We start from the raw sequence: 8,339 nt of genomic DNA, 5'->3' as shown, positions 1-8,339 counted from the left end.
CTTCAAGGGCAAGGTGGTCGTGCTGTTCTTCGGCTACGCGCAGTGCCCCGACGTCTGCCCCACCACCATGACCGAGATGGCGCAGGTCAAGCAGCAGCTCGGCAGCGATGGCGACAAGCTGCAGGTGCTGTTCGTCACGGTCGACCCGGCGCGCGACACGCCCGAGGTGCTCAAGGCCTACATGGGCGCGTTCGACCCGGGCTTCGTCGCGCTGATTCCCACGGCCGACCAGCTCGCGCAGATCGCCAAGGACTTCAAGGTCTACTTCAAGAAGGTCGAGGGCAAGACTCCCACGAGCTACTCGATGGACCATTCGGCCGCCAGCTTCGTCTACGACACCGACGGCCGGCTGCGGCTCTACGCGCGCTATGGCGCCGGCGTGGCGCCGATGGTGTCGGACGTGAAGGCGCTGCTCAAGTCCTGACCGCGCGCCCATGGACGCCGCCCTTGCCCTGGCCTCCGTCGAGCACCTGAAGGCGCGCCGGGGCGCCTTCCGCATCGCGCTCATTCCGCCCGAGGTGCTGCGCGCGCTCAACGACGGGCTGCTCGAGACCRTCAACCTCAACGAATTCTTGGCGCTCGAGCTGCCGCGGCTCGCGCGCAGCGTGGCGGCCCACATCGGGCTCGATCCGGCGAGCGAACGGCTGGCCGACACCATCGCCATGCTCGGCGCATTCAAGCCGATGCAGCGGCACGGCCACATTGCGCGCGCGCTCTACGACCTGGCGGCGCTGCATGCCGAGCGCGATGCCGTCGCCCACCGGCTGGCCACGCACGCGAGCGACGTCGCGCGCTGCTGGGCCGCGCAGTGGGTCACGCTCTCGGGCCTGCCGCTGGCGGCGCAGCTGGAGGCGGTGCGGCGCTTTGCCGCTGATCCGCACTTCGGCGTGCGGGAAATCGCCTGGATGGCGGTGCGTGACGCGGTCATCGCCTCGCTCGACGAGTCGCTCGCGCTGCTGCAGCCGTGGACGGCCGACGCCGATCCGAACATCCGCCGCTTTGCGAGCGAGCTCACGCGCCCGCGCGGCGTCTGGTGCGCGCAGATCGACGCGCTCAAGGCCGAGCCCTGGCGTGCGCTGCCGCTCCTCGCGCCGCTGCGGGCCGACGCCAGCCGCTATGTGCAGAATTCGGTGGCCAACTGGCTCAACGACGCGAGCAAGACCCAGCCCGAGTGGGTCGACCGGCTCTGCGCGCGCTGGGTGGCCGAGTCGGACACACCGGCCACCCGCTACATCGCCAGGCGGGCGCTGCGCACGCTGGCCAAACAGGCATGAAAAAGCCCGGCACGCGGCCGGGCTTGTTCGGGTGAAGCTCAGAGGGCTCAGGCGTAGTCGGCCAGCGCCTTCTTCATCTTCTTCATGGCCGCGACTTCGATCTGGCGAATGCGCTCGGCGCTCACGCCGTACACCGCCGCCAGGTCGTGCAGCGTCATGCCGCCCGAACCGTCGTCGTTGACCTTGAGCCAGCGCTCTTCGACGATGCGGCGGCTGCGGTCGTCCAGCGCTTCGAGCGCGGTGGCGATGCCGTCGCTCGAAAGCCGGTCGCGCTGCTGCGACTCGAGCAGGGCGGTCGGCTCCTGCGTGGCGTCGGCCAGGTAGGCGATCGGGCCGAAGGCCTCGTCGCCGTCGTCCGACGGACCCGGATCGAGCAGCACGTCGCCGCCCGACAGGCGGGTTTCCATTTCCAGCACTTCTTCGGGCTTGACGTTGAGCCGGGTCGCCATCTGCGACACCTCGTCGGGGCTCAGCGTGTCGCGGTGCGTGCCGTTGTCGGCCGCGGCCGAGTCGGCCTTGAAGCCCTGCTTCATCGAGCGCAGGTTGAAGAACAGCTTGCGCTGGGCCTTGGTCGTTGCGACCTTGACCATGCGCCAGTTCTTCAGGATGTATTCGTGGATCTCGGCCTTGATCCAGTGCATGGCGTAGCTCACGAGCCGCACGCCCTGATCGGGGTCGAAGCGCTTCACGGCCTTCATGAGGCCGACGTTGCCTTCCTGGATCAGGTCGCCGTGAGGCAGGCCATAGCCCAGGTATTGGCGCGAAATGGACACCACGAGGCGCAGGTGCGAGAGGATCAACGCACCGGCCGCTTCGAGGTCGTTGTGGTCGCGCAAACGGCGTGCGAAGCCCTGCTCTTCTTCGAGCGTGAGCATCGGCAGGCGGTTGGCGGCCGAAATATAAGCATCCAGGTTGCCCAGCGGCGGCACCATCGACCATGGATTGGCGACGGCGAGCTGGTTGGCAGAGGCTCCAGACAGCGTGGTCATCAGGGGAAACTCCTTTGTATTGGCCATATTAGCACTCGATTGGAGGGAGTGCTAAGCCAAGGGTTCCCCCTAAGTTTCTATCGCACCGATAGCCAAAGCTGTCAGCCGGACGGCGATCCGGCCTGCGGCGGCGTCCGACCCTGGGAATCACCAGCGGATACCGAGGCGCAGAAACAGCTTCGAAAGTACGAACAGCGGCCCCACCCAAAGATATTGGATGTCTTCGAAGAAAGAAGGTTTCCTGCCTTCGATCTTGTGGCCGATGAACTGGAAGATCCACGCCACCACGAAGATGGCGGCGGAAACCGGCAGTACAAGGCTCCCCATTGCATGGACCAGTGCCAGCACCAGGGCCGTGCCAGCCAGCATGGTGAGCAGGAACGCGGGGGAGCGCAATGTGGCGTAGTAGACCAGGCTGGCCGCCACGAAGAGGTAGGCGGCCCACGGGTGCAGCGCAAACAGCAGGCCGACCAGGCTCAGCATGATGGCCGGGATCGCGGCGAAGTGAATCAGCTCGTTGGTCGGGTGGCGGTGGCTTTCGCCATAGTGGGCCAGCAGCCGGTCGATCTTGCGCTCGCCCGCTGCCAGCGGGGCATCGGCGGTGTGCATCATGGTTGTTGTCTCCAAACGCCGTTCGGTGCGGCGGGTAGCGCATGGTGCTCCCGCGCGCAGGGGATGGCAAGTGCTATTAAAACAAGAGCAAGCGATGCCCCGGAACGGCGGCTACCCCATGACTTAGTGCACTGTTGCGCGCCGGGCGCGTCGCTAAGATCGACCGCGTGCCTTCGCTCGAATCTTCCTCCAAACCGCCGCCGCCGACCCTGGAGGGCGGCATCCCGGCGCACCCGCCCGGCGCGATCCTGGTGGTGGACGACCACGACTTGCTGCGGCTCGGCGTGCGCGCGCTGATCGAGGCACAGACCGCTTCCTCCGGGGCGAGCATCGAGGTCTTCGAGGCCGCCAGCGCGGCCGAGGCGCTGGCGCTGTACGACAGGCACCGCGAGTCGATCCGCCTGGTGCTGCTGGATCTGGCGCTGCCCGACACCCACGGCCTGAGCGGCCTCGCGGAATTCCGCCTGCGCCACCCGTCCGCCCGCATCGTGGTGCTGTCGGGCACCGGCAACACCTCGCTGGCGCAGGGCGCGGTGGCGCTGGGCGCGAGCGCCTTTCTTCCGAAGTCGGCGGACCTGAAGGAGGTGGTGGGATTCATCCGCGCCTGCGGCCTGCTCGAGCCCGGCGCGCCTGAAGCTTCCCCTTCCGCCGCCGTGCCGAAGGCGCCCGATGGCTACGCCGAATCGGCCCGGGCCAGCGCCTGGCAGGAGCTCACGCCGCGCCAGATGCAGGTGTTGCAATGGGTGCTCGACGGCAAGGCGAACAAGGAGATCGCCCAGCTCGCGAACCTGAGCGAAGGCACGGTGAAGAACCACGTATCGACCATCCTGCTGCTGTTCGGCGTGCGTTCGCGTGCGCAGCTGATCAGCAGCCTGCGTTGAGCCGCCGCGCATGGCCGACACGCCGCTGAACCAGCGCGTGCTGCGCGAGCACGTGGCGTCGGTCTATTTCAACTACAACGCCACCTTCCTGGCCCGCGTCGTCTTCGTGCTGGTGCTCGGTGCATTCATGTACCTGCAGCTGGGCGACCCGATGGTGCTGCCCTTCGTCGTGCTGCACCTGGCGCTGTACCTGGGCATGTACTTCACGCCGCGCTGGAATCCGTCGGTTCCGGCGGCGGACAGCGCCTGGTGGGCGCGCAGGATCACCCGCATCGTGACCCTGCTGGGGTTTGCCGATGCGCTGGCGCCGTGGATCTTCGTGCCCGCGGGCAACCTGCCGGTCACTGCCGCGCTGATGGTGGTGATGATGGGCAACTGCGCCCGGGCCGTGCAGTCGCTGCGGCCGCTCCAGGCAGCGCTGTTCGGCCACACGCTGCCCATGATGGGCGGGCTGATCGTTGCGCTGGCGTGGCAGCGCGACTCCATCCATCTCTTTCTCGCGGCCTTCGCCTCGATCTACCTGTTTCTCATGCTGCGCGTCGGCGTGCAGGAGCACAGGCTGCTGGCGGATTCGCTGGTCCTGCGCTTCGAGAAGGAAGCCTTGGCCGTGCGGCTGGAAGAGCAGATTGCCGCCACCGAGCGCGCCAGCCGGGAAAAGACCCGCTTCCTGGCCAGCGCCAGCCATGACCTGCGCCAGCCGCTGCATGCCATTGCGCTGTTCGGCGCCGCGCTCGAGAACGAGTTGCGCGGCCGTCCGGAGGAGCTCAACGCGCAGCGCCTGATGCGCGCCGTCAATGCCCTGGGCGCCTCGCTCGACATCATGCTGGACATCTCGCGGCTGGACGCCGGCGTGGTCACGCCCGTGCGCCAGGCCGTCCAGCTCGATGCCTTGTTCCTGCCGCTCAACCACACCTTCTCGGCCCAGGCCGAACAAAAGCAGCTGCAGCTGCGCGTGCGCGCCAGCGGGTTGTGGGTGCGCAGCGACCCTCAGCTGCTGCATCGGATGCTGTCCAACCTGCTGGACAACGCCCTCAAGTACACCGCGCGCGGCGGAGTGACCGTGACGGCTCGCGAACGCGGGGAGTTCGTGTGGATCGAGGTGCGGGACACCGGCATCGGCATTGCGCCCGAGCAGTCGAACCGGATCTTCGAGGAGTTCTACCAGATCGACAATCCGGGGCGCGACCGCTCGAGGGGGCTGGGCATCGGCCTGTCGATCGTGCAGCGGCTCTCGCACCTGCTGGGCCATCCGGTGCAGATGCACTCGCGGCTCGGGCGCGGCACCCATTTCCGCGTCGTGCTGCCGGCCGTTGCGCCGCAGGCGGGCGCGCTGGCCGGACCTTTCCTGCCCGAGGCTGCGGCGCCGCGGCAGGAAAAGCGGCCCGGGCGAGCGGCCCCGGCACTGCCCGCGCGGGTGCTGCTGCTGGACGACGAATCCGAAATCCGCGAAGCCATGACGGGCCTGCTGCGCTCGCATTCGATCGACGCGCTCGCCGTCGCGGACGAAGCCGCCGCTGCCGCCGCCTTGCAGCAGGCGAGCAGCGAAAGGCGGCCTTTCGACCTGCTGATGTGCGACTACCGGCTGGCCGATGGCATCGATGGGCTGGACGTGGGCCTGCGCCTGAGCGGCCGGCGGCAGGGCGGGCCCACGATTCCCTTGCTGCTGATCACCGGCGAGACCTCTCCCGACAGGCTGCAGCGCGTGCGGGAATCCGGGATTCCGGTGCTGTTCAAGCCGGTGGCCGCCGATTCGCTGTTCCGGATGATGGCCCGAGCGGCAAGCGCTTAGCGGCCCGGAATCGAATACTTTCGAATGTGTGGCTGGTAATTGCCGGGGCGTTAGCCGGCGATGTCATGACTTTCGGCACTGGTGGCCGTCAGCCCCCCGGACGTACCTTCCCTGGGTCGCACACACACATCGATCAGGGAGGATTCCGAATGAGATTCAAGTTTGCAGCGGTAGCAATCGCAACCACCACCATGCTGGCCCTCGCGGCATGCGGCGGCGGGGGTGGAGGAGGCGGTGGTGGCCTGCCGGTTGGCTGGGGCAACGGGGTTCCGCCGCCTCCTGCACCCGCGCCGGCCCCGGCACCCGCCCCGGCACCGGCACCGGCACCCGCCCCGGCCACCCGCACCTTCATGTACGAGGCGCTGCCGCCCGCCGCCGACGCTTCGGCGTTTCTCGACCAACTCAATGCCCAGGGCGCCAGGGCCTTCCGCTTCTTCAGCGGCCTGGCCTTCCCCACGAGCCCGACCAGCACGGAGGTCGTCGAGGCCTACGTGAAGGATGCCGGCACCACCTACGCCTTCGAACTGCTGCCGGACACCGGCTCCACGGCGGACCTGCAGGCCCAACTCAACGCCCAGGGCGCCCGGGGTTTCAAGTGGGGCGGGCCATACGTGGTCGGCGGCCAGATCCGCACRCTCTACCGCAAGGACAACGGCTCGGCATCGACCTACACCTATGCCGTGCAGGCGGCACCCGCCGACAGCGCCGCCTACCTGTCGCTGATCAATGCGCAGGGCGGCAACGGCTACTACACCGTCGGCGGCGCGTACATGATCGGCGGAGCCACGGTGCTGGTCTTCCAAAAGGACGCGCAAGGCAATGCCACCTACGGCTATGAAGCGCTGGACCAGCCCGGCAGCGACTCCGACTTCCTGGCCCAGTTCGAGGCGAAGGGCGCCCAGGGCTTCCGGTTCAAGACCGGCTACGTCTTCTCGGACGGCCTGAAACTGCTCTACGAGAAAGACCTGTCGCAAGCGGCCACGTTCAGCTACCAGAGCCTGCAGCCCGCGGCCAACAGCGCGGACTACATCGTGCAGGCGAACGCCGAGGGCGCCAAGGGCAATGCGCTGGTGGGCGACTACGGCCTGCCGAGCGGCCAGATCAGGACGCTCTACGTCAAGCCTGCCAACTGCAGCGGCTTTCTCTGCGACACCCGCTCGCTCTTCGGTTTTTGAGGGCGGGCGGCCGCTGCCGGCGCGTCAGCCCAGCAGCGCCAGCGCGAACTCGCGCGCGTTGAAGGTCTCGAGGTCTTCCAGCTTCTCGCCCACGCCGATGAAGTAGACCGGGATCGGCCGCTCGCGCGCAATGGCGCAGAGCACGCCACCCTTGGCGGTGCCGTCGAGCTTGGTCACCACCAGGCCGGTGAGGCCCAGCGTCTCGTCGAAGGCCCGGACCTGCGCCAGGGCGTTCTGCCCGGTGTTGCCGTCGATCACCAGCAGCACCTCGTGCGGCGCGGTGGCGTCGGCCTTGGTGACGACGCGCTTGATCTTCTTGAGCTCGTCCATCAGGTGCAACTGCGTCGGCAGCCGGCCGGCGGTGTCGACCAGCACCACGTCCTTGCCGCGCGCCTTGCCGGCCGTGACTGCGTCGAAGCTCACGGCCGACGGGTCGCCGCCTTCCTGGCTCACGATCTCGACCGTGTTGCGGTCGGCCCAGACCAGCAGCTGCTCGCGCGCCGCCGCGCGGAAGGTGTCGGCCGCGGCCAGCAGCACCGAGGCGCCTTCGCTGGCCAGGTGCTTGGTGAGCTTGCCGATCGAGGTGGTCTTGCCGGCGCCGTTGACGCCCGCCACCATGATTACCGTCGGCGTGAACTGGCCGATCACCAGCGGCTTCTCGAGCGGCTGGAGCAGGTCGGTGATGGCATCGGCCAGCAGCCGCTTCACTTGCGCCGCATCGGTCGCCATCTGGCGCTTGACGCGGCCGCGCAGGTCGTCGAGCAGGTATTCGGTGGCCTTGACGCCGGCATCGGCCATCAGCAGGGCCGATTCGAGCTCCTCGTACAGCGCTTCGTCGATCTGCGCGTTGACGAACACGGCCTGGATGCCGGTGCCGGTCTTGCGCAGGCCGGTCTTGAGCTTGTCGAACCAGCCCTTGCGCTCGGCGGGCATGGCGGCCTCGACGAGGGCGGGTGGGGGCGGGGGCACGGCCGGAACGGCAGGCGCGGGCGCCGGTGCTGCAGGCACAGGGGCGAGGTTCGCGGCCGCGGGTGGCGGCGGAGGAGGCACAACCGGGGGCGCCGTGTCTGGGGCTGCAGGCGGAGGCGCCGCTTCCTCCGCGGCAGGCTTCGAACCGAACCAGCTCGACGGAGAGAACACCGAACGCGCGGGTGCGGCAGCGGGCGCAGGCGCGGGTTCGGGCGCAGGGGCCGGCTCGGCGGCCGGTGAGGGCGCCGGCGCGGCCGGGGATTCGGCAGGCGGTTTTTTCTTGAAGAAACTGAACATCGGGAGCTTTTTACAATCCGACCCATTCTATGAAACACCCCTCGCCACGCCGTGCTGCGTCCGGTGCGGTGCTGGCAATGGCGCTTTGCGCGCTGTGGGCCATGCCTGCGCAGGCCCAGCCCACACCGGTTCCCACCGCCGCTCCCTCCGACGCTGCCGCCGCGGCCGCATCGGCACCCCGGCAATTCTCCCTGGCCAACGGCATGACGCTGCTGGTGCAGCCCGACCGGCGCGCGCCCACCGCGGTGCAGATGCTCTGGGTGCGCGTGGGCTCGGTGGACGAGGTCGACGGCACCTCGGGCGTGGCCCACGTGCTCGAACACATGATGTTCAAGGGCACCAAGGACATCAAG

Annotated in this window: 9 protein-coding genes; 6 read left to right on the top strand and 3 right to left on the bottom strand. The window is 68.5% G+C overall.

The window, feature by feature from the left end:
* A partial coding sequence (locus AC1DOC_RS09715) for an SCO family protein (RefSeq protein ID WP_478129723.1) occupies window positions 1-424 on the top strand: 424 nt, incomplete at its 5' end.
* 10 nt (window positions 425-434) lie between these two features.
* Entirely contained in the window at window positions 435-1,274 is an 840-nt protein-coding gene (locus AC1DOC_RS09710; protein WP_478129722.1) for a DNA alkylation repair protein, read from the top strand.
* A 47-nt stretch (window positions 1,275-1,321) separates the two neighbouring features.
* Here the strand turns inward: AC1DOC_RS09710 and rpoH are convergent, their stop codons facing one another.
* Together rpoH and AC1DOC_RS09700 are read right to left on the bottom strand one after the other, a co-directional pair.
* Complete coding sequence (rpoH, locus tag AC1DOC_RS09705) at window positions 1,322-2,263, bottom strand: RNA polymerase sigma factor RpoH (RefSeq protein WP_015867149.1); 942 nt, start codon at window positions 2,261-2,263, stop codon at window positions 1,322-1,324.
* A gap of 147 nt (window positions 2,264-2,410) precedes the next feature.
* Window positions 2,411-2,875, bottom strand: a complete 465-nt coding sequence (locus AC1DOC_RS09700; RefSeq protein WP_307595882.1) for an Mpo1 family 2-hydroxy fatty acid dioxygenase — start codon at window positions 2,873-2,875, stop codon at window positions 2,411-2,413.
* A gap of 167 nt (window positions 2,876-3,042) precedes the next feature.
* Here AC1DOC_RS09700 and AC1DOC_RS09695 point away from each other — a divergent pair, with 167 nt between their 5' ends.
* The 3 genes from AC1DOC_RS09695 (at window position 3,043) to AC1DOC_RS09685 (ending at window position 6,720) form a co-directional block, all read left to right on the top strand.
* The gene (locus tag AC1DOC_RS09695; protein WP_478079706.1) at window positions 3,043-3,756 is read left to right on the top strand and encodes a response regulator; all 714 of its coding nucleotides are present in this window, start codon (window positions 3,043-3,045) and stop codon (window positions 3,754-3,756) included.
* A 10-nt stretch (window positions 3,757-3,766) separates the two neighbouring features.
* Window positions 3,767-5,545, top strand: coding sequence for an ATP-binding protein (locus tag AC1DOC_RS09690; protein WP_478079707.1), 1,779 nt, complete (start codon window positions 3,767-3,769; stop codon window positions 5,543-5,545).
* A gap of 149 nt (window positions 5,546-5,694) precedes the next feature.
* Window positions 5,695-6,720, top strand: coding sequence for a hypothetical protein (locus tag AC1DOC_RS09685; RefSeq protein WP_478084511.1), 1,026 nt, complete (start codon window positions 5,695-5,697; stop codon window positions 6,718-6,720).
* A gap of 24 nt (window positions 6,721-6,744) precedes the next feature.
* Here the strand turns inward: AC1DOC_RS09685 and ftsY are convergent, their stop codons facing one another.
* Complete coding sequence (gene ftsY, locus AC1DOC_RS09680) at window positions 6,745-7,986, bottom strand: signal recognition particle-docking protein FtsY (RefSeq protein WP_418146025.1); 1,242 nt, start codon at window positions 7,984-7,986, stop codon at window positions 6,745-6,747.
* A gap of 77 nt (window positions 7,987-8,063) precedes the next feature.
* Here ftsY and AC1DOC_RS09675 point away from each other — a divergent pair.
* Window positions 8,064-8,339 (top strand): insulinase family protein (locus AC1DOC_RS09675; protein ID WP_478129724.1); only part of this gene is annotated, 276 nt, incomplete at its 3' end.

Source organism: Variovorax sp. 01T439_2, assembly GCF_056398445.1.
This window is presented reverse-complemented; position numbering and strand designations above follow the sequence as displayed.

Excerpts from the sequence above, each read along its gene's own strand:
- AC1DOC_RS09700 (WP_307595882.1), bottom strand. The coding sequence starts at position 2,875 with ATGATGCACACCGCCGATGCCCCGCTGGCAGCGGGCGAGCGCAAGATC.
- AC1DOC_RS09690 (WP_478079707.1), top strand. The coding sequence starts at position 3,767 with ATGGCCGACACGCCGCTGAACCAGCGCGTGCTGCGCGAGCACGTGGCG.
- ftsY (WP_418146025.1), bottom strand. The coding sequence starts at position 7,986 with ATGTTCAGTTTCTTCAAGAAAAAACCGCCTGCCGAATCCCCGGCCGCG.
- rpoH (WP_015867149.1), bottom strand. The coding sequence starts at position 2,263 with ATGACCACGCTGTCTGGAGCCTCTGCCAACCAGCTCGCCGTCGCCAAT.